General features: G+C 49.8%; 18 protein-coding genes. 9 read left to right on the forward strand and 9 right to left on the reverse strand.

Features of this window, described 5'->3' with window-relative positions:
- Positions 1 to 20: 20 nt before the first annotated feature.
- Entirely contained in the window at positions 21 to 1,241 is a 1,221-nt protein-coding gene (locus AWQ23_RS06600) for a hypothetical protein (RefSeq protein ID WP_157072199.1), read from the reverse strand.
- 52 nt (positions 1,242 to 1,293) lie between these two features.
- On the opposite strand from AWQ23_RS06600, the gene AWQ23_RS06605 reads away from it, so the two are divergent.
- Complete coding sequence (locus AWQ23_RS06605) at positions 1,294 to 1,734, forward strand: thioesterase family protein (protein ID WP_062433654.1); 441 nt, start codon at positions 1,294 to 1,296, stop codon at positions 1,732 to 1,734.
- 123 nt (positions 1,735 to 1,857) lie between these two features.
- Positions 1,858 to 2,196, forward strand: a complete 339-nt coding sequence (locus tag AWQ23_RS06610) for a P-II family nitrogen regulator (protein WP_012306905.1) — start codon at positions 1,858 to 1,860, stop codon at positions 2,194 to 2,196.
- Between the two features lie 85 nt (positions 2,197 to 2,281).
- Here the strand turns inward: AWQ23_RS06610 and AWQ23_RS06615 are convergent, their stop codons facing one another.
- From AWQ23_RS06615 to AWQ23_RS06625, 3 genes are all read right to left on the reverse strand, one after another.
- Entirely contained in the window at positions 2,282 to 2,746 is a 465-nt protein-coding gene (locus AWQ23_RS06615; RefSeq protein WP_012306906.1) for a plastocyanin/azurin family copper-binding protein, read from the reverse strand.
- A 48-nt stretch (positions 2,747 to 2,794) separates the two neighbouring features.
- Positions 2,795 to 6,283 (reverse strand): transcription-repair coupling factor, encoded by a 3,489-nt coding sequence (mfd, locus tag AWQ23_RS06620; RefSeq protein WP_062433656.1) that lies wholly within the window; start codon positions 6,281 to 6,283, stop codon positions 2,795 to 2,797.
- A 130-nt stretch (positions 6,284 to 6,413) separates the two neighbouring features.
- Positions 6,414 to 6,743 carry an STAS domain-containing protein gene (locus tag AWQ23_RS06625; RefSeq protein ID WP_062433658.1) on the reverse strand — a complete coding sequence of 110 codons (330 nt, stop codon included), beginning with the start codon at positions 6,741 to 6,743 and terminating at the stop codon, positions 6,414 to 6,416.
- 351 nt (positions 6,744 to 7,094) lie between these two features.
- Between AWQ23_RS06625 and AWQ23_RS06630 the strand changes: the two genes are divergently transcribed.
- Complete coding sequence (locus AWQ23_RS06630) at positions 7,095 to 8,186, forward strand: saccharopine dehydrogenase family protein (protein WP_062433660.1); 1,092 nt, start codon at positions 7,095 to 7,097, stop codon at positions 8,184 to 8,186.
- A 43-nt stretch (positions 8,187 to 8,229) separates the two neighbouring features.
- Here the strand turns inward: AWQ23_RS06630 and AWQ23_RS06635 are convergent, their stop codons facing one another.
- From AWQ23_RS06635 to AWQ23_RS06645, 3 genes are all read right to left on the reverse strand, one after another.
- Positions 8,230 to 8,955: an alpha/beta fold hydrolase gene (locus AWQ23_RS06635; protein WP_062433662.1), complete on the reverse strand. Its 726-nt coding sequence runs from the start codon at positions 8,953 to 8,955 to the stop codon at positions 8,230 to 8,232.
- Positions 8,956 to 9,102: 147 nt separating this feature from the next.
- Positions 9,103 to 9,615 (reverse strand): flavodoxin FldA, encoded by a 513-nt coding sequence (fldA, locus tag AWQ23_RS06640; RefSeq protein ID WP_062433665.1) that lies wholly within the window; start codon positions 9,613 to 9,615, stop codon positions 9,103 to 9,105.
- Positions 9,616 to 9,781: 166 nt separating this feature from the next.
- On the reverse strand, positions 9,782 to 10,810 hold the full coding sequence (locus tag AWQ23_RS06645; RefSeq protein ID WP_041443458.1) for a chlorophyll a/b binding light-harvesting protein: 1,029 nt from the start codon (positions 10,808 to 10,810) through the stop codon (positions 9,782 to 9,784).
- A 401-nt stretch (positions 10,811 to 11,211) separates the two neighbouring features.
- Here AWQ23_RS06645 and xth point away from each other — a divergent pair, with 401 nt between their 5' ends.
- Both xth and folP read left to right on the forward strand, forming a co-directional pair.
- Entirely contained in the window at positions 11,212 to 11,994 is a 783-nt protein-coding gene (gene xth / locus AWQ23_RS06650; protein ID WP_041443459.1) for an exodeoxyribonuclease III, read from the forward strand.
- A 4-nt stretch (positions 11,995 to 11,998) separates the two neighbouring features.
- Positions 11,999 to 12,856 (forward strand): dihydropteroate synthase, encoded by an 858-nt coding sequence (gene folP, locus AWQ23_RS06655; protein ID WP_062433668.1) that lies wholly within the window; start codon positions 11,999 to 12,001, stop codon positions 12,854 to 12,856.
- Here folP and AWQ23_RS06660 read toward each other — a convergent pair.
- Positions 12,834 to 14,270, reverse strand: coding sequence for an NAD(P)/FAD-dependent oxidoreductase (locus tag AWQ23_RS06660; protein WP_062433680.1), 1,437 nt, complete (start codon positions 14,268 to 14,270; stop codon positions 12,834 to 12,836). The two genes, folP and AWQ23_RS06660, sit on opposite strands and share 23 nt — an antisense overlap.
- A 215-nt stretch (positions 14,271 to 14,485) precedes the next feature.
- On the opposite strand from AWQ23_RS06660, the gene AWQ23_RS06665 reads away from it, so the two are divergent.
- Positions 14,486 to 15,250, forward strand: coding sequence for a dienelactone hydrolase family protein (locus AWQ23_RS06665; RefSeq protein WP_062433682.1), 765 nt, complete (start codon positions 14,486 to 14,488; stop codon positions 15,248 to 15,250).
- Positions 15,251 to 15,472: 222 nt separating this feature from the next.
- On the forward strand, positions 15,473 to 16,066 hold the full coding sequence (locus tag AWQ23_RS06670; protein WP_062433683.1) for a hypothetical protein: 594 nt from the start codon (positions 15,473 to 15,475) through the stop codon (positions 16,064 to 16,066).
- A gap of 14 nt (positions 16,067 to 16,080) precedes the next feature.
- Here the strand turns inward: AWQ23_RS06670 and AWQ23_RS06675 are convergent, their stop codons facing one another.
- Positions 16,081 to 17,010 (reverse strand): FTR1 family protein, encoded by a 930-nt coding sequence (locus AWQ23_RS06675; RefSeq protein ID WP_062433685.1) that lies wholly within the window; start codon positions 17,008 to 17,010, stop codon positions 16,081 to 16,083.
- Between the two features lie 445 nt (positions 17,011 to 17,455).
- Here AWQ23_RS06675 and AWQ23_RS06680 point away from each other — a divergent pair, with 445 nt between their 5' ends.
- Positions 17,456 to 19,084 (forward strand): NB-ARC domain-containing protein, encoded by a 1,629-nt coding sequence (locus AWQ23_RS06680; protein WP_062433688.1) that lies wholly within the window; start codon positions 17,456 to 17,458, stop codon positions 19,082 to 19,084.
- Between the two features lie 143 nt (positions 19,085 to 19,227).
- Positions 19,228 to 20,265, forward strand: coding sequence for a class II fructose-bisphosphatase (gene glpX, locus AWQ23_RS06685; protein WP_062433689.1), 1,038 nt, complete (start codon positions 19,228 to 19,230; stop codon positions 20,263 to 20,265).
- Positions 20,266 to 20,425 lie beyond the last annotated feature (160 nt).

Here is a 20,425-nt window from a genome sequence, read left to right on the forward strand (position 1 = left end):
GCGCTATTGACTGGTTTTGTTTATTTCCTAAGCTGATTTAGTTTTTTAAAGAGTTGACTGGCCGTATGTTCAACCCAAGCCAAAAGGTGATCCACCGCCTTTAAAAGCCGCTCCAAAAAATGTTGCTCGTAACCAACGCTGAGGGCCTCCGCTTCTATCCACTCCGGCTTCGCCTCGATCTCCGTCGCATTTGGGGGGGCATCCGGCTGGGTGAGGCTCTGGGTCTGAGATATGACCGTGGCGATCGCCCCCGATTCAGGGCGAGAAATTGGTTGGTCTAAAGTTGTGGCCAGTGGCGGCGGAGTTAGTTGAGCCTGAGGCGAATTAAGATTAGCTTGATCAATGGCCTCGGCAGACTTTGTTTTGGCTTGGAAGAGGTCGGCCCAGGTCAGCCAGGGCTTCGGGGTGACGACGGGGTCGGGGGCCGTGATCGCACTGGTGGCGGGTTGAATCTTAAACCAGTTGCGAAAAAAACGTTGCAAGGGTGGTAAGGCTTCGGCGGGAGCCGTGGGCGCCAGAACCCGCTGTTCTAACTGGGCCAGCCGTTGATCCAGGGGCTTAAGCACTGGGGCGAGGGGCAACGGGGGTAAAAGCTGGGGCGAATAAATTTCGGGGGGAAGCACCGCCGTGTGCCAATGGGATTCACCGAAGAGATCAATGGCGATCGCCACCGGACTTCGTTCAAGCCAACTTAAACCCTGCATCAACCAACGTACCGGAGCTAGCAGCCGGGGATTATGGTGATGCACGGGCGGGAGAATCCGAGGATTTGGGGTTTGGCTCGCCAGATCCTGCTGTCTTTTTTGATAGTTAACGCTGCCGAGGTGAAAACTGATTTGTCGCTGTAGCTCCGTTTGGGATTGCTGGGGTTCAACGGTGTGATTGTCTTGATCGACAAATAAAATGTCCTGGGTTTTGAGGTCGCAGGCAATGCCTTGGAGGGGGGGCTGAGTTGTACCGTCACCTCCAGAAATGCTGAGGGGAAAATCCGATGTTTGGGTCGCTGCCTCCGCGAGGGCAAGGCGTTTGCGTTCTGTTTGGGCGGCGGCAATTTGACGCACCGCAACGCGGCTGGTTTGCACCAGTAGATACAGCGGATACAGAGCGATTTGGCTACCCCACTCCACCGTAATTTTAAGGCGGCGGGCGGCCTGGGTCAGTCGGCTTCCCCACTGGATCGATTGACGATTGAGAAAGTTAAAGAGTTTACTTTGGTAGGGGCCTGGAGCAGACATCGTCATTTTTGCGGCACAACGCTTTTATTGTCCCATAGAGATTTCGGAATCGAAGTTTATGGCTTACGCTTATCGACGAACCATCCATTTGGCGGATACCGATGCCGCCGGGGTGGTCTATTTTGCCCAGCTTCTCCATATTTGCCATGAGGCTTATGAAATATGTCTCATAGAGAACGGTATGGATTGGTCTGGGTTACTCCGGGAGGGAACCGTTGCCCTGCCCATTGTCCATAGTGCCATCAATTTTTTGCGGCCAATTACCTGGGGCGATCGCCTAGACATTCAGCTTTACCCAGAACTTGAAAATTCTCGCCAATTTAAGATTTCTTACCGGATTTTTAAGGAAAATCAAGACTCCCCCCCAGAATCGCCCCTGGCCACAGCCCTTACCCGCCACGTGGCGATCAATCCTAGAACTCGTCAGCGTTGTAGCCTACCTCCGGTAGTCGAAACATGGTTAAGGAATGCACCGAAAATCGAGGACAGCAAAATTTAGCCTGTACAATTGTCTTGAATCTAACGATATCTTTTTACCTGTGATGCTAAAACAAGGTAGCTCACGCACTTAATTCATTATTTTTCATTATTTTCAGACTATTTAAGAGGAGTCATCACTTCAATGAAAAAAGTAGAAGCCATTATTCGCCCCTTCAAACTCGATGAAGTCAAAATCGCCCTCGTCAATGCAGGCATCGTCGGCATGACCGTTTCTGAAGTTCGCGGTTTCGGTCGCCAAAAAGGACAAACAGAAAGATATCGCGGTTCTGAGTACACCGTTGAATTCCTCCAAAAGCTCAAGATTGAGATTGTCATCGATGATGATCAAGTAGATGCAGTCGTTGACAAAATTGTTGCGGCGGCCCGGACTGGGGAAATCGGCGACGGGAAAATCTTTATTTCTCCTGTGGATCAAATTGTGCGGATCCGGACTGGCGAAAAAGACCTCGAAGCTGTCTAAAATCGCCCCTGGTGCTCAGTTAAGTTTTTTTAAAATTGTCCACAACTATCCCCCACAGCTCCCTCTTGATTTGAGGGAGTTTTTTTTACGAATCAGCAATGACTTGAATGGTGCCAACCATCCCCGCTGCGGCATGGCCAGGGACAGAACAATGCAGTTCAAATTTGCCTGTCTTTTGGGGAATCAAAATCCATTCGGCGATCGCCCCTGGCTTGAGTTCGAGTTCGTGGATCGCCCCTTTTACTTCCACCTTGCCCGCTTCGACTTTTTGAGTCCAACTGGTATCGGCAAAATCCTTGGCCGTGAAGTAGTGTTTTTGATTGCTGGGATTATCGAGGAGTAATTTGTAGCGTTGGCCAGCGACAAATTCCAACTGGTCAGGGACAAATCGTAGGGCGCCACTGGTTGTACCCAGATGGATCTGCATTTCCTGGAGGGGCTGTTGGGCAGGAACGGGTAAGGCGATCGCCGCTGGGGTCAGACAAAACCAGATTAATCCGAGTAACACCAGCGCTCTACAGCCATGGATGAAGTATTTATGAAATACCATTGATTTTCTCCATTGCGCTTGAAAATTTAGCTTTCTTTGATAGTTCCGTTATACCCTGGCTTCCTCTAACACCCCCTGCATTCTGCCGAGCCACTCGATAAGACTATCCAACTGTTGCTGAGGTTTCATCGCCCCCAAACCCCGCACCGTCACTTTTTTAGAGGTGTACACAAAGCGGGACTGGAGATGGGACGGCAACTTTTCGGCGAAGCGCTGCCAGGCGGGTTCTTCCATGGGCGTTTCTAGGACGATATTTTGTTTGCCTTCGGGTTTGATGCGCGCAAAACCAAGGGATTTGGCAATCATTTTTAACTCAATGACCTGGAGCAGTTGTTCGACCGAGGGGGGTAATTTACCGTAGCGATCGCCCCAATCAGCGGCAATTTGCATCAGTTCCGGTTTGGAGTTGGCCTGGGTAATCAGACGATAGGCATCAAGTTTTTGGTCGGCATCGGTGATGTAGTTGCTCGGAATAAAGGCCGTGAGCCGTAGATCCACCTGACAGTCATCCACCTGGGGAATTTCCTGGCCGCGAATTTCACTGATGCAATCCTGGAGCATTTCCATGTACAGATCGAAACCAATGGCCTCCATTTGCCCGGACTGCTCTGCCCCAAGGAGATTTCCCACGCCGCGAATTTCCATATCCCGCATCGCTAATTGATAACCAGAACCCAGTTGGCTAAATTCCTGCAAGGCGCGCAATCGTTTCCGGGCTTTTTCGGTCAGTTCCCCTTTGCTCGGATAAAGGAGCCACGCGTGGGCCTGGATCCCGGAGCGTCCCACCCGACCCCGCAGTTGATAGAGCTGGGAGAGGCCAAATTTTTGGGCATCTTCGACGATAATCGTGTTCACCCTGGGAATATCTAAGCCAGACTCCACAATGGTCGTACAGAGAAGAATATCCGCCTCGCCATTATTAAAGGTCAACATCGTCGTTTCGAGGTCGGCTTCGTTCATCTGGCCATGGGCGATCGCCACCCGTGCCGAGGGAATCATTTCTTGTAATTGGGTGGCAATGGTTTCGATTCCTTCGACACGGGGCACCACATAGAAAATTTGTCCGCCCCGATCTAATTCATTGCGAATGGCGGTGCGGATAATTTCGGGGTTATGGCGGGACACATGGGTTTGGATCGGGCGACGGGAGGGCGGTGGCGTGGTGATCAGGCTCATTTCCCGAATGCCCGACAGGGACATGTATAGGGTGCGCGGAATCGGGGTGGCGGACAACGTCAAAACATCAACCTTCGTTTTGAGGGCCTTAATTTTTTCCTTTTGATTCACCCCAAAGCGTTGTTCTTCATCGACCACAAGCAAGCCCAAATCCTTAAATTGCACATCTTTGCCGAGGAGTTGTTGGGTGCCGACCACAATGTCTAATTCGCCCTTGTGGAGCCGTTCCAAAATGTCCTTGCGTTCGGAGGCGGTACGGAAGCGGTTTAAAAGGCCAATATTGATCGGGTAGGGAGAAAAGCGTTCTTTTAAAGTGTGGTAATGCTGTTGGGTCAAAATTGTGGTCGGTGCCAAGAGAGCCACCTGTTTATGGCCACCGGTGACGACTTTAAAAATGGCCCGGATTGCCACTTCTGTTTTCCCAAATCCCACATCGCCACAGACGAGACGATCCATTGGGCGATCGCTTTCGAGATCCCGCTTAATATCCTGGACGGCCTTCAGTTGGTCTGGGGTTGCTTGGTACGGGAAAGAATCCTCCATTTCCTGTTGCCAGGGGGCATCGCTTGGGTAGGTTGTGCCTTTCATTTCCGCCCGTTGGGCATAGATTTTCAACAGGTCAACGGCCAGCTTTTTAACGGACTTTCTGACCTTGGCCTTGGTTTTTTCCCAGGTTTTGCCGCCCATGCGGTGGAGTTCTGGACGTCCCTTGGCGGTGTGGCGATAGCGGGACAGGGTATCTAAAGAATCTGCGGGAATTCTCAAAATTCCATCGGCATATTTGAGAACTAAATATTCTCGACTTTGGAGAGTTTCAATTTTAATAAAACGACCAATACCATGGCTTTTATGGACAATATAATCACCGGGATTGAGCTTATTAACGTCAACGGTTTTTGAGGCGGCCCGGCGACGTTTTCTGATGTAACCAAAGGTGGTGAGGGCGTGTTGGCCATAGAATTCTCGGTCGGTAACAACGGCAATTCTAAAGGTGGGTAGAATAAAGCCTTCGAGTTCTGCCTGGCCTTTGTATTTGAGGGCGATCGCCGTGCCTTGGCGTTGGTGCTTTTCGATGGCGGGATAATCCCTGGGGTTGGGGATGAACTGGGCGGCGCAGTCATGTTCCTGGAGTAGGGACACAGAGCGTGAGGGTTGGGCCGAGACCAGCCAAGCATTGTATTTATCGAGGGTAATGGTGCTGTAGATTTCCCGTTTACCCCGCAAAATTTCTGCTAATTTACCAAACTGGTGCGGTGTAATGGGCACCGGGCGACTGGACAGGTTGACACTGGTTTCACTGACATCATCGAGTTCTGCCAAGGTGATTTTTTGATACCGTTGGCTGACTTGGTCGAAATTTTCTTGCACCCTGCGGTGAATTTTCGGCAAGGGAAAGTCGCCATTGAGCAACTGCCACTGGGCCTCGCTGGTTTCATAGGTGCGATCGCCATGGGCCAGACATTGGGAGAGTTCATCGATGGCCACCAAGGTATTTTCGGGTAAATATGCCAGAATCGAAGCCACCTGATCCGCAAAGGCGATCCCTAAAAAGCGTTGCATTCCCTCCGGGTAAACACCATCCGCCCATTGTGCTTTTTCCTCTGGGGTTAAGGGGAGAGCCGCCGGATCAAGAATCTGTTGACCAATTAAAGGAGCCCAGGCCGTGGGGGTCAAAACCAGTTGCTCTACTTTATCGAGGGAACGCTGGCTGTTGGGGTCAAACTCCCGGATGCTTTCGAGCTGATCACCGAAAAAATCTAAGCGGATCGGTAACTCCCCCGACACCGGAAAAATATCAACAATATCTCCCCGGCGAGTCCACTGGCCTTCGGTTTCGACAATGTTTACCCGCTCATAACCGAGGCGCGTTAACTGGGTGGCGATCGCCCCGGCGTGATCGAGTTCTTCTCCCGGCGTTAAGGTCAAACAATAATCTTGGAAAACCGTTTGGGGTGGCAGATGGGGCTGGAGAGCGCGCTCCGTTGTCACCACGACCATGCCCTTACCAGCATTAGACGACTGACCCTGGGCGATCGCCCCTAGGGTTTGCATCTGCCCCCAGATCATTTCTGACTCTGGATCAAAGGCCTCGTAGGGGGATGCTTCCGAGGTGGGATAAAACAAGACCTGCCCCCAGCCCATGGCCTCTAATTGGGCCGCCCAACGTCCGGCTTCCTCTAGGGTGGCACAAACTACTAATAAATTTTTCTCCTGCAACTGCGCCAAACTTGAGGCCAGCAGCCCTTTGGGGAGTCTTGGCAGGCCACTTAATGCGAGTTCCCCTTGGGTCTGGAGCTTTTGGTTTAATTCTGCGGTGAGGGCAGCGCGGCTCAAAAAACGGACAACCGAAGAAAAAGTCATAGGTAATGGCGACGGTGACAGGAAGCGTTTAGGGGTTCATTCAATGTATTACAGTTCTTTACGGGGCCGCAAAATCAATAAAAAAATCAACAAAAGATTACGGCGATCGCTTCGGCTTTTTGGGGCTTGTTTAGGATTGCGCTGCCTGCTGTTCAAAGAAGTCTGCTTGGGTCGCAAAAATTTCAAAAACACGGTTCATATTGGTCAACTCAAACAGCATTTGCACCTGTTCATTGACGTTACATAAAATCATTTTCGCCCCGTGGGAGCGCACCGTTTTTAATAATAAAACCAATGATCCGAGGCCGGCACTGTCCATAAATGTGATTCCAGCAAAATCAAGGACAACAACTTCTTTTTTTTCCTCGGTAATACTTTTGAGTAAATCATCTTTAAACTCAAGGGACTTGATATTATCAAAAATGCCCGTGGGGTGAAAGACTGCAATTTTGTTATCCATAATGAACGCAGAATCGTTAAAAAAGAATCAAAAACTAGGTAAAAATTTTAAATCAATATTGATGGTCAAGAAGGTGAGGCATTGTCCTCAAGCGCAGTGACCCAGGGGGACTGTTTTAGCTTAGTCTACATTGTCGTCCTTTGAACCAGACCTATTCTTTTCAATCCATGGGCTTGGCAACAAATGGCGTTTCTACCTTAAATATTATCCGAGCCTAGGGGCAACCTGGCGGGGAAAATTGGATTTTTTAGGCTCAGGCTTGCGGTGGTGTGGTGGGTCGTTGTCTACTGTCCCAGGGAGTGGCCTGATAAAATGCCCAGGGTGTGGCAGCCAGAGTACAGGATAGCGCCGATGGTAAGGAAAATTTTGATTTTGGGGGGCACAGGCCGCATCGGGCAACGGGTGGCAGCGGCGATCGCCCCCTTGGGTGCGGTGACGGTTACAGGGCGTTCTGGGCGGACAGCAAAGGCGCTCCAGGGAACATTTCTGCGCCTTGATTTAGAAGATTTAGCAGCTTTAGAAAAGGCGATCGCCAACCATGATCTGGTGATTCACTGTGCGGGGCCATTTCACCGCCGGGATGGGCGAGTCCTACAAACCTGCATCCGCCAAGGCAAAAATTACATCGACGTCAGCGATCACCGTTGCCTGTACCAAAAGCTCAAGCCCCTGACCCAAGCCGCTACGGAAGCCGGAATTATCGCGGTGTGTAATGCAGGGGTCTTTCCGGGGATCTCTAACAGTATGGTGCGCCTCGGTGTAGAGCAGCTCGACGAACCTCACACAATTGAGCTTTATTATGGTGTCGCAGGTTCCGGGGGTGCTGGAGAAACGGTGCTGACCACGACTTTTCTGGGGTTAGGAGAACCTTTTGGGGTTTTTCAAGACAGCACTTGGCAAGCCAAACAACCCTATTCCGAGCCGACGATTATCGATTTCCCGGCACCCATTGGCAAAACGACGGTGTATTGGTTTGATGTGGCGGAAACTTTTACCTTTGCTGAGTCTTTTCCGGTAGAAACGGTGGTCACAAAATTTGGTTCTCTGCCCAATTTTTATAATCAGCTGACGCGGGCCATGACCCTATTACCGGAATCATTACGCCAACATCCCCGCATCATTCAAGGTCTCAGCAAAATTGGCTACGGCATGACCAAGCTCACGGATCCCTTTACGGGGGTGGGGGTGGCGATGCGAGCAATTGTTAGCGGCATAAAAGATGGTACGCCCCAGCAAGTTACGGTGGATTTTGTCCATGAACACACGGCGATCGCCGCTGGCTTAGGGGTTGCTCTGGTGGCGGAGTTAGTCTTGAGTGAGCAAATTAACCAGCCTGGTCTCTATCCCGTCGAGCAGATTATTCCCAGTGATTTGTTTTTGGCCTGGGCACGCCAGCATCAACTCCAACTCTTTTGGAACATTCAACCTTCTGAAAAGAATTAGGCGATCGCCAATTGAACATTCACTAGAAATCTGGTCACTATTTTTAAACTGTCGCTGTTAGTGCCGATTGCTTGAGTTGCAGGAAAGTCGAAATTTTATGGGCCACTTTTTCGGGCTGAAAATAATGGAAAAAATACCGACCTTGGGGGCATTGCCACAGGGTATCCTCCGGCTTGAGCCAAGGCTGCCAATCTGTTTGAAGTTTCTGATCAATCACCACATCATCACTGCCCCCACAAACCAACAAAGGCATTGAGACCGAACGGGGTGGTAAAGATCGATTGCGACAAAGGGTATGGAGGGGGAGAGCCGTTTTGAGGTCGCTTTCGAGCACATCCCGCAGTTGATAAACGGTGGCTGGCGATTGAATCCCAAACAGGTTGTAAACGGTCTGCTTTAGGAGAATACTTCTCGGACAAGGTAACAGGCGCAACTGGGCATAATAATGGGCCTGCCAATCCACCGCTGGATAAGCCCCTACCGACAGCAAGGTCAAGGATTTTACCCGTTCTGGGTGGCGATCGCCATAGAGCAAAGCCACTAATCCCCCGGTGCCGTGGCCCAGTAAATGGACGGGGCGATCGCACTGCTTGAGGTAGTCATGGAGTAAGACTAAAACATCATCAAGGGAACGGGCTTCGTCCATCGATTGCTGATATTCCCAATAGTGAACTGAGTGTTTTTTTGCTAATACCTTCAGGAGAGGTATATCAAAGGATTTAAAAGCGGGATTAACGTTTAACCACAGCACATCATTGGTTTGGTACATTTTTATTTTTTATTTTTAGAATAATTTTTTATTGTTGTTATTGATTAAAAAAATTTATTTGGAAAAATCCCTTTACCGAATTCCTTTTGATTCCACCAGAGGAAGAGTACAACAAGCTCCTCCCCTGAATGACATTAATCAAGCGTTCTACAGACCAAAGGCTGGTTTAAGTTGGGCAACCCAAGCTTGAATACGTTCTGCCGTCAATTCCGGTTGATTATCTTCATCGATCGCCAAACCGATAAATTTACCGTCCCGTTCCGCTTTGGATTCGCTGTGGTCATAACCAGCGGTGGGCCATTGGCCTACGGTTTTCCCGCCAAGGCTGGTAATTTTTTCTTCTAAAATGCCCATGGCATCCTGAAAATTGTCGGCATAGCCCACTTGATCCCCAGCCCCAAAATAGGCAATGGTTTTTCCTGAAAAGTCTACGTCATCGAGATCATCATAGAGGGCTTCCCAGTCTGACTGTAGTTCTCCCACATTCCAGGTTGGACAACCAATGATCAGCTGATCAAAATCCCGTAGTGCTTCGATATCAACCTCAGCCACATCAAAAAGTTCGACAATATCTGAACCACCAAAGGCCGCTTGGATCGCTTGGGCAAGTTCTTCTGTGTTGCCTGTTTGTGTGCCGAAAAATAAACCAATTTTTGACATGATTAAAACCGTAATCTTGCTTTAGAAAGTTGTTTGAATTGAAAAATCAATTACTCTAAAAAGAGTCGCGTTAGGAGAAAGAAAAAAGGTTCCAAATCACTGCATGGAACCCGATTGTCTATGAGAGGAAAACTTTTACTAAGTTGATGTGTAGCGGTTAAAAAACCTAGGCATCCAGTGGATCGCTAAGGACTTTTTCGACTCGACGGAAATCAAAGCCCATGGCGCGGAGGGCGTGCCAGAGGTGCCCCTGGAGGAAGAAAAAGGCAAAGAAGAAATGGGCATTGGCTAACCAGGCACGGGAAGTGTGTTCGTTCATGGGGAGCTCGATGGTGTCGGCAAAGTAAGGCACAATGCTGAGTTTGACATCGAGAACAGGCCCATAAAATTCAACGGGATAGGCCGTGGTATTCACTGCGCAGAAGTAGGCGGCCACAAATCCCGCCAAGGCGATCGCCCCCAGGGAATAGGACAAAATCGCTTCCCCAGAGAACAGGAGCACCTTTTTTGCCCACTGGAGTGGCGGCACGAGAATGTGCCAAATTCCCCCAGCCACAAGCAGTACACCCACATAAATATGGCCACCAACGATATCTTCGAGATTATCAACGGTGGCGAAGTGGGTTTGATACCCGTAGATCACCGCCGGATCGAGGGTCGGCTCTGTAACCAAGCGCACGGTTTGGGTCGCTGTGTCGTACAAACCGCCAAAGTACATCGCTTTCGCTACGAGCAAGAAAGCACCCAGTCCCAGCAACAGTAAGTGATGGCCCAAAATTAAACCCAATTGCTTCGGGTCTTCCCAATCAAAATGGAAACGACGGGCTGGGCCGGTGGCTGTTTTGAGATCTTGGGGGCCACGCAACACATGGAACAATCCCCCTGCCGCCAGTACCGCTGAAGAAATTAGGTGAATTGCACCAATCACAAAATAAGGCTCTGTATTGATCGCACCGTTTCCTTCGATGCCCAGGCCAAGGGTGGCTAAATGGGGCAAGAGGATTAAATTTTGCTCGCCCATGGGTAGGGTCGGGTCAAAGTAAGAAATTTCGAACAACGTGAAGGCCCCTGCCCAGAAAACAATTAAGGCAGCATGGGCCACGTGGGCACCAATAAACTGACCGGAAAGGTCAGCAAACCGGGCATTGCCTGCCCACCATTCGTATTTAACGTCTGGATTATCGTAGGTTTGCATCGTGATTTTAAAAAGAGTGGTCGTTAAAACTAATCAGGCTAATCACTTATCGCACATATTTGGCAATAAAGGATTGGCTTTATCCTACAATTATTCTCAGTAAAGTCAAGTTAACTTTTGTAAAAAGTTGCCCTGGCCAATCACTCCATGAGACCAAAAACCTTATCTCTGCAAAGAAAATAGGAGTTTTTACGAATTTCTCGCTCCACTTCTCGCCGCAACGATCACGTCTTTTTTGCTAATCAGTTTTGATATGAAGAAACCCAATAATTATTTCAGACAAGTTTTATCACTATTAATTATCAGTTGGTGTTCATGCAATAAAAGGCGATCGCCTAGGTATCAGTCGGATTCCTGGCCGCAAACTACGCTAAATTAACTAAGTCCAATTCTCGAAGCCCATGGAAATCGCAACCTGGAACGTGAACTCGGTGCGTTCTCGCCAAACCCACATCTGCCAATGGTTAGAACAAACGGGGGTTGATCTGCTCTGTCTCCAAGAAACAAAGGTGGTAGATCCGGACTTTCCCCGGCAGCCCTTTGAAGCCCTGGGGTATCACACCTCGATCTCTGGCCAAAAATCCTACAATGGCGTTGCTCTCCTCAGTCGGGAACCGCTCCAGGACGTGATTATTGGTTTTACGCCTGTGGTCGGGGCGGCGATCGCCCAGGATTTTGACGCGCAGAAACGGGTGATTTCTGGGGTGATTGGCGATGTGCGGGTGGTGAATCTCTATGTGCCCAATGGTTCCGCCGTCGGTAGCGAAAAATATGACTACAAGCTGGGCTGGTTTGAGGTTCTCAAGGCCTATTTAAAAGAATTGTGCAAAGACGATCGAGAGATTTTAATGTGCGGCGATTTTAATATTGCCCTCGAAGACCGGGATATTTATATGCCGAAAAAACCGGATCACATTATGGCTTCCCCCGCAGAAAGAGAGACTTTAACGGCGATCCTGGACTTCGGCTTTCAGGATGTATTCCGCAAATTTAACCAAGAGGCAGATCAATTTAGCTGGTGGGATTATCGGACGCGGGGTTTTAGTCGGAATCGCGGCTGGCGCATTGACCACATTTATCTGACGGAAAAGCTTTACGGCCAGGCAAAACGCTGTTGGATCGACCGGGAGCCGCGCGGTTGGGAAAAACCCAGTGACCATACCCCTGTAATTGTGGAGCTTTAGACCGATGGAACCGCTTACCCTCCGGAATCAAACTTTTACCTGGGGCGATCGCACCTATGTGATGGGAATTCTCAATGTCACTCCCGATAGCTTTAGTGATGGGGGTCAGTTTAATTCCGTCGCCTCAGCCCTGGCCCAAGCGGACAAAATGGTGGCTGCTGGCATTGATATTCTTGACATTGGTGGTCAATCGACCCGACCTGGTGCGGCACAAATTTCCCTCGCGGAAGAGTTAGACCGGACAATTCCTGTGATCCGAGCACTGCGAGAAAAATTTCAGACGGTGATTTCCATCGACACCACCCGGGCGGCAGTGGCAAAAGCGGCGATCGCCGCCGGAGCTGATCTGGTGAATGACATTTCTGGGGCGACCTTTGACGCGCAAATGCTGACGGTGGTGCGGGATTTAAACGTGCCAATTATTTTGATGCACATCCGGGGCACACCCGAAACCATGCAAAGTCTGACGGACTACCAAGATCTGATTGCCGATCTGAAAACCTTTTTCCAAGGGCGCATCGCTGCTGCCCTAGAATTGGGCATCCCGAAAAATCACCTGATCCTCGATCCGGGCATTGGTTTTGCGAAAACAGCCCTGCAAAATTACGATCTTATTCGCCAGCTCCAGGACTTTCGCGATCTGGGTTACCCGCTCCTGGTGGGGCCTTCCCGCAAAAGCTTTATTGGCCATATCCTCAACGAACCAGATCCCACGCAACGGGTGTGGGGGACAGCGGCGGCCTGTGCCGGGGCGATCGCCTTTGGAGCCGATATCCTCCGGGTGCATGATGGCCCAGAAATGATCGATGTGGCGAAAATTGCCGATGCGATTTGGCGGCCTACAAAGAGCGCAGAAACTTAAAGAATTCGGTCAAGAAATTTTGGAGTTTTTCGTTATCGGCGTATTTTTTCTTGGAGAGTAACAGCGCCGTTTTACTATTAATTTCGCTCAGGGTCGGGTAAACATGAATCCCCGTTAAGGCCGAAACCGGTAAGCGATAGGTCATCGCCAGAACAATTTCATGGATCAGCTCCCCTGCCATTGGCCCTACCAGATGCGCCCCTAGGATTTCGCCGTTATGACGCACAATCAACTTATTAAAGCCCACGGTAGAATCCTCCGCCTGGGCGCGATCCACTGACGCGAAAGGCACTTTCAAAATCAGCACATCACCGTAACGTTTACGGGCTTGTTCCTCGGTCATGCCAACCCGTGCCACCTCCGGATCGGTAAAAGTTGCCCAGGGAATCACCCGATAATTGACGCTTTTGAGAAATAACTGCAGTGGATTCAGGGCATTTTGGAGTACCACAACGGCTTCGTAACCCGCCACATGGGTAAACTGATAGCCCCCAATCACATCGCCGCAAGCATAGATCCGACCATTGGTCGTTTGGAGTTTTTCGTTTACATGGATGCCTTGACTGTCGTAGTCCACTCCAGCGGCTTCTAGGTTGAGGGACTTGATATTGGGAGTGCGGCCCGTGGCCAGGAGAATTTCATCGGCGATCGCCGCCACCTGGGAATCATCCTCAGTGTAGAGGTGTTTTTTGCCCTTGACCACTGCTACCCGTTTTAACCGGGCATTTTTCAGAATGGTGATTCCTTCTTGGTTAAATTGTTGCTCCAGGACAGCGGCGGCGTCGGGGTCTTCTTTGGGCAAAAGGCGATCGCGGCTCGCAAACAGAGTCACTTCCGTCCCCAAACGGTGGAAGGCTTGCCCCAACTCACAACCAATCGGCCCCGACCCAATCACCGCGAGGGATTCTGGCTGCTCTGTGAGGGAAAACACCTGTTCATTGGTAATAAAACCCGCTTCCTGGAGCCCTTCGACGGGGGGAACAGCAGGCCGTGATCCGGTGGCAATCACAAAAGCGCGGGCCGTTAGCTTGCGACCATTGACGAGAAAAGTTTTGCCGTCGAGAAACTGACCATCCCCAAAAATCACCTCGACCCCAAGCCCCTCAAATCGTTCTGGAGAATCATGGGGTTCAATGGTGGCGATCGCCTTTTGTACATGGCCCATTGCTTCTGAAAAATTAATTTCTGGCGCTTTTGTATGAACGCCGACCCGTCCTGCGTGGCGCACTTGGTGGGCAACTTTTGCCGCATGGAGAAAAGATTTACTGGGAACGCAACCATACCAGAGGCAATCTCCCCCAAGGCGATCCTTTTCCACCAGGGCCACCTTTGCCTTTAACTGGGCCGCTGCACTGGCCACCACGAGGCCCCCAGAACCACCGCCGATGATGACAATATCGTAATCCACAGCCACAGTTAAGTTTCTCCATTGGTGCAGTCAAGTGATTTTATTTTGCGCGAAAATTTCCCCTTTGTATCGCTAATGTTGGGATTTTCAGGAAATTTTTAACTCTTTTTCTGCTTAGCTTCAGTTTTGTCGCCCGCTTTCCCCAGGCCAAGGGGTGATTGTCTGAAACCACTACAATACGAGTTAATTAGTTGATTTACTCGATGGGAACTCCTTTGAAAATGTTACGAAAACTCTTGTTTGGTCTGACTCTCATGGTGAGCGCTGGCTTCAGTATGCCGGCCCAGGCGGATGTTGTTGCCTATCCCTTGGTTTATAACATCGATGACCAACCCTTTGAGGGGTATGTTGCCCGCAACGAAGGCTTTGGGGATGATCAGCCGATTGTTTTACTCGTGCACGACTGGGATGGCCTCAATCGCTACGAGAAAATGCGCGCGAATATGCTCTCGACCCAAGGTTATACGGTACTTGCCCTTGATCTGTATGGTCAGGGGGTACGACCAAAAAATGTCGCTGAATCCCAAGCAGAAAGTGGCAAACTCTATGGCGATCGCCAACTGATGCGCGAAAGATTACAAGCAGGCCTTGAGGTCGCCAAGCAACTCGAAGGGGTTAACCCAGAAAAAGTTGCCATCATGGGCTATTGCTTTGGCGGTTCGGCGGTACTAGAAATGGCCCGGTCAGGGGCAGATCTCGATGGCTTCATTTCCTTCCATGGCGGCTTAGCCCTACCAGAAGGCCAAGATTACAGTGAAACCACAGGTTCCGTTTTAGTGCTCCATGGCTCCGCTGATCCTGTCTCTCCCATCGCTGAGGTGGCCGCCCTCGCCACAGATTTAAACGAAGCAGGCGTGACCTACGACATGGAAATCTATGGGGGCGGCTTACACTCTTTTACCAAGTGGGATTCTAGCGATTATGACCCCCAAGCGGATCTCAAATCCTGGGATGAATTGCTCGAATTTTTAAAAACAGTTTTTTAAACCAGATCAATTTTTCATTTCAAAAAAGTTACAGTTCATTATCGGCAAGTTTTGGAAAAATATCATTCCAGGCTTGCTTTTTTGATGTTTTTCGCCACGGTAAAACACCAATTAGTACAAATTTTTACATCATTAATTTCACGCCCATTGGGAAACTTTTCCGTGGCTTAACCTGTCATAGACTTTTACACAAGGATTGAGTTAAGCAGGATATTTAGCACCATGAAACCCTTCACACGTCAATGGGTACTGCTGGGCCTTATTCCCCTCCTGACTTTGGGGTCACTACTGCCCACATTGCCCGCCGCCGCTGACCCCAGAAGAAACAACACCCCCGAAAATTCCTACGAATACTATAGATATCGTTGGGATTATGATGACGATGATGACTGGGATGATTATGACGATGACGACGATGATCGCTATCGATATCAATACCGTCGATACGACTGGCGAGATGAAATTTCTTCCTGGGATAGAATTTTTAATGACATTGATCGCAATTACAACAATCGTATTCCCCGCGAGCTTTTTTATTTCCTAAGACGCGACCAAAATCTGCGTCAGAGCCTGTTTCAAACCTTCGGTCTGCCTAGGGGAAATGACAATTTGATCCGTGACATTATTCTCGGTGTTCTTTTCGATCGTAACTACAACAATTACAATAACTACCGTTATCAGCGCGGATTTGACTACGGCATCGATGCTAGTTGCTTACCAGCCCGGTGGCGACAGGAATATTATCGCGGCAACCCAGTGCCTCCCTATTTGTTGCGGCAATGTGGTCGCGTGCGTTCGTATGATTACGATGATTAATTAAAACGGTTTCCCTAGGGTTGTTTCACTGAGGGGACATCGGGTCTACGGAACAAACCGAGGCTATAAAGATAGAGTGTGCCAACGGAACTGAGAAAGAGCACATAGGCGATCGCCTGGGCCAGGTAAATTTTTTGGCGATAACCCAACAAAGATTTCAGCAGAATCCCCGGAAACTGCTTGTCGGGTAAAGTTTCTGACAAATCCCAAAGCTGAATCCCTAGAACGCAGGCAGGGGAAGGGGAAATGCAGAGGGCTTGATATTGGGTTTGGATCTGGGCAAAAAGGGCGATCGCCGCATCGATGTGCTTTAAAACACCGACCACCAGCCCCGCAATAATCAGCAGCAGAAAGATTCCCATCACCTGAAAAAATAACTTGATATTCAGCCGTACCCCCAGGGCAAAGAGGAGAAACCCCAGCACCGTTGCCACAGTCAAGCCAGCCATCGCCCCAAGACTCGGCGGCAGCCATCCCCCTTGGAATTGGGCCACGATAAAAATCACCGTTTCAAATCCCTCCCGGAGTACCGCAATAAAAATCAGGGAAAAGACAGCCCAGGCCGCCGTTTCTCTGTCCTGGAGTGCCGCTTGCAATGCCCCTTCGACATCGGACTTTAAAGATTTGGCCTGGCGGGTCATCCAAATGAGCATCCAACTCAACATGGCGATCGCCACAACCCCAAAACTCCCTTCGAGGATTTGTTTAAAAACTGGCGCATAGGCTCCATCCGTCGTCGCCACCTGTAACAGCAGCCCCCACAGACCCCAGCCCACCAGGACACTCGCCCCCAACCCGGCACCAATGCCACCATAGACCCACTTTTGTAGGGACATCTGCTGCGCTTTCGCCAGACAAGCCAAGACAATGCCCACCACCAGGGCCGCTTCAAAGCCCTCCCGCAACGTAATCACAAAGGCGGGTAATGCTGCACTAATTTCCATAACTGATCCCATCAATTTCGGTGACGTTTTTCGCTTGCGCAATGCTTTTTTGATCCTAAAGGATTTTCCTTAAGACCTAGGTGATCGCCAAAAGTCCCTTACTCTCACCATCGCTGCGATGAATATTTTGCATCCAAATTTTGCATAAAAGCGACAGCCAATCACGATTAATACTTAACGGCTCTGACAAGGCATTTTTTATCTTGACTGAATGGTCAAAAATAAAGCAACCCAAAAATGCTCACAATGCATTTTCTGCAACATTTTGCTCTCTATTGGTAACCACAGAAAGTCATTTTATTCACAAAGTCATATTATTCACAACTTTTGGTCAAGGACACCAGGAAGGAAAGGAATACAGATAAACTCTTAGATAGTTGCCTTAGTGTGTGGCAGAGCATTGTCCATTGCAGCCGTCACCTAACATTTCATCGAATAACGCCACATGACCAACCTTACGCTTCTTCAGCTTTGTATTTGGCTTAGTCACAAACACGGGGACCCCCTGGATGGACTGCGTCAAGAGCTATTATTGCGGGCGTTAGAAGGGTACAAATTAAAAGATATTCAGATCGATGGCTATTCCCACAGCTATGTAAAACGGGTTATTGCTCCGGATCTTTGGAAACGCCTCGGACGTTATTGTAACCAACGGGTGGGGATTCGTTCACTCCAGTTGGCTTTGACTACTAAATATGAGCAGCTCTCGGAACAAGAAAAGGCAGCGGTCGATAAAATTGTACCCAACGGTATGGCCGCAACGACGGAGTCCCAAGTGCCAGCCCCAACACCACCCCAGTACCAAGGGATTCCGAGAAACAAGAATCATTTTTATAACCAGGAATCAACCCTGCGCACCCTAGGGCAACGGCTCCAACAAAGGGATATTTCATTAATCTTCGTGCTAGGGGGTGGCGGCCTGGGAAAGACTACCCTTGTCAGCGAAGTGCTCCGGCACCACCCACCACTCCAGGAAAACACGCTCTGGTGTAACCTCAGCGATCGCCTCATGTTTGATCACAATTGGGCTTTGATTCAGCAGGAATGGGCCTTGGCGGAACACCCTGACGGGGCGATCGCCCAACTCCAGGATCATTTGCAACAACAGCCGAAGATTTTAGTCTTTGACCACTGGGAACTGCTCTTTGCCACCGCTTGTCTGTCGGGGAACTATCAACCGCAACACGTAATGTATGTGGAATTTTTAGAGGCGATCGCCCACCAGAGTCTAGCTGGCACCGTTGTCGTGATTTCCCGGGAACATTCCCCCGCCATCGAAGCCTTAGCCACGGACAACCCCAGGGTCACATTGATCACCGTCGAAGGCCTCAGTAATTTAGTCGCCCAGCAAATCCTCCAGGAATATAACCTCCAAGACCCAGAGCTTTGGGCTGATTTGGTCGAGACCTATCGCGGCAACCCCCTCAAGCTCCGGTTAATTGCCACGGGGATTCAAGAATGGTACGGCGGTTCTGTGGCGCAATTTCAAAACCAAGAAACAATTATCGGTGGCAATACCCTACGGGATATCCTCTACAATCTCACCTGCCGCATTAGCAACTCCGAACAGGAAGTGCTCTACTGGCTGATGTTGTGGGGCAAATCCATTACCCTTGAACAACTGCAGGCTAACTTTCATGTAGAAATGCCCTTTGCCAGTGAAGTTTGGGATGCGGTGCGCTCCCTTGACCGACGTTTCCTCCTGGAGAAAAAAGAAAATCATCGCCCCTACTTTGGTCTGCAACCGTCTATCCAGCGTTACCTCGCCCAGGAATTTACCCGGGAATGTTGCCAAGAAATTATCCAGGCGATCGCCAACTTACCCCAAACCCACTTTAATCACCTCAAACATTTCCCCCTCATGCCCCAGGGAGCCGATCCAAATATCCTGACTTCCCCCGTCATTTGCCCGATCCTGAAGGGACTACAAAATCGTTATCGGGATTTTTCACAAATCCAAGCAAATTTGCGGCGACTTGCCCAAAACACGCCCCCTGCAAACTCCCTCCAGCACGACTATCGCCAAACCAATCTCATCCTTCTATATGAAACCTTAACGACCTATTTTCTCTAGCCCATCCGGAGATATTTAAAGGAAAAACTTTTCTGGGAATCTTCTGAGGCGATCGCCCTTCTCTGATAGACTTTGGGGTGTTTACAAAAAAACTAAATGACTGGTGGTTTTGATCAACAGTCGCAGTCTGGAGGATAAAAAGCGTGGAAAGCACCCTCGGTTTAGAAATTATTGAAGTTGTCGAACAAGCGGCGATCGCCTCTGCCAAATGGATGGGGATGGGCGAAAAAGATACCGCCGACCAAGTGGCCGTTGAAGCCATGCGGGAACGGATGAATCAAATTCATATGCGCGGTCGCATCGTTATCGGTGAAGGGGAGCGGGATGATGCCCCCATGCTTTACATCGGTGAAGAAGTCGGGATTTGTACCCGCGAAGATGCAAAGACCTATTGCAACCCCGATGAACTGATCGAAATTGACATTGCCGTTGACCCCTGTGAAGGCACCAACCTCGTCGCCAATGGTCAACCCGGTTCCATGGCAGTCCTCGCCATTTCCGAAAAAGGCGGTCTGTTCCATGCCCCCGACTACTACATGAAAAAATTGGCCGCGCCCCCAGCCGCCAAAGGGAAAGTTGACATTCGCAAGTCAGCCACCGAAAACATCAAAATTTTGTCTGAGTGCTTAAATCGTAGCCCAGAAGAATTAGTCATTATCGTGATGGATCGCCCCCGTCACAAAGATCTGATCAAAGAAATTCGGGCCACTGGCGCCCGGGTTCGTTTGATTAGCGATGGGGACGTTTCTGCAGCAATTTGTGCTGCCTTTGCTGGGACGAACATCCATGCGCTGATGGGAATCGGGGCCGCTCCGGAAGGGGTGATCAGTGCCGCCGCGATGCGTTGTTTGGGTGGTCACTTCCAAGGACAACTGATTTACGATCCCGCCGATGTGAATACCCCCGAAAGTGCGGACTGGAATCGCGAAGAAAATATCAAACGCCTCAAGTCCATGGGTGTTGAAGATCCGGACAAGGTTTATGAAGCAGAAGAATTAGCTTCCGGTGAAACGGTTCTGTTCGCGGCCTGTGGGATTACCCCCGGCACCCTCATGGAAGGGGTTCGTCTGTTCCATGGTGGCGCACGCACCCAGTCTCTGGTTATTTCTAGCCAATCCATGACAGCTCGCTTCGTCGATACCATTCACATGTGGGACAACCCCCAAAACATTCAACTCTAGGATCAAACTTGACAGCGATCATTGGAGTTTAATCTGTCTGCAACAAAAGGGCGATCGCCAACGAGGGGTCGCCTTTTTTTCGTGCGCTGTCAGCGATTGGGATGCCGTAAAGTTACATAAATTTTCTTTACAAAACCTTTTGTCCCTAAATGTTCGGAGA

Source organism: Picosynechococcus sp. PCC 73109, from assembly GCF_001521855.1.
Classification (GTDB): domain Bacteria; phylum Cyanobacteriota; class Cyanobacteriia; order Cyanobacteriales; family MRBY01; genus MRBY01.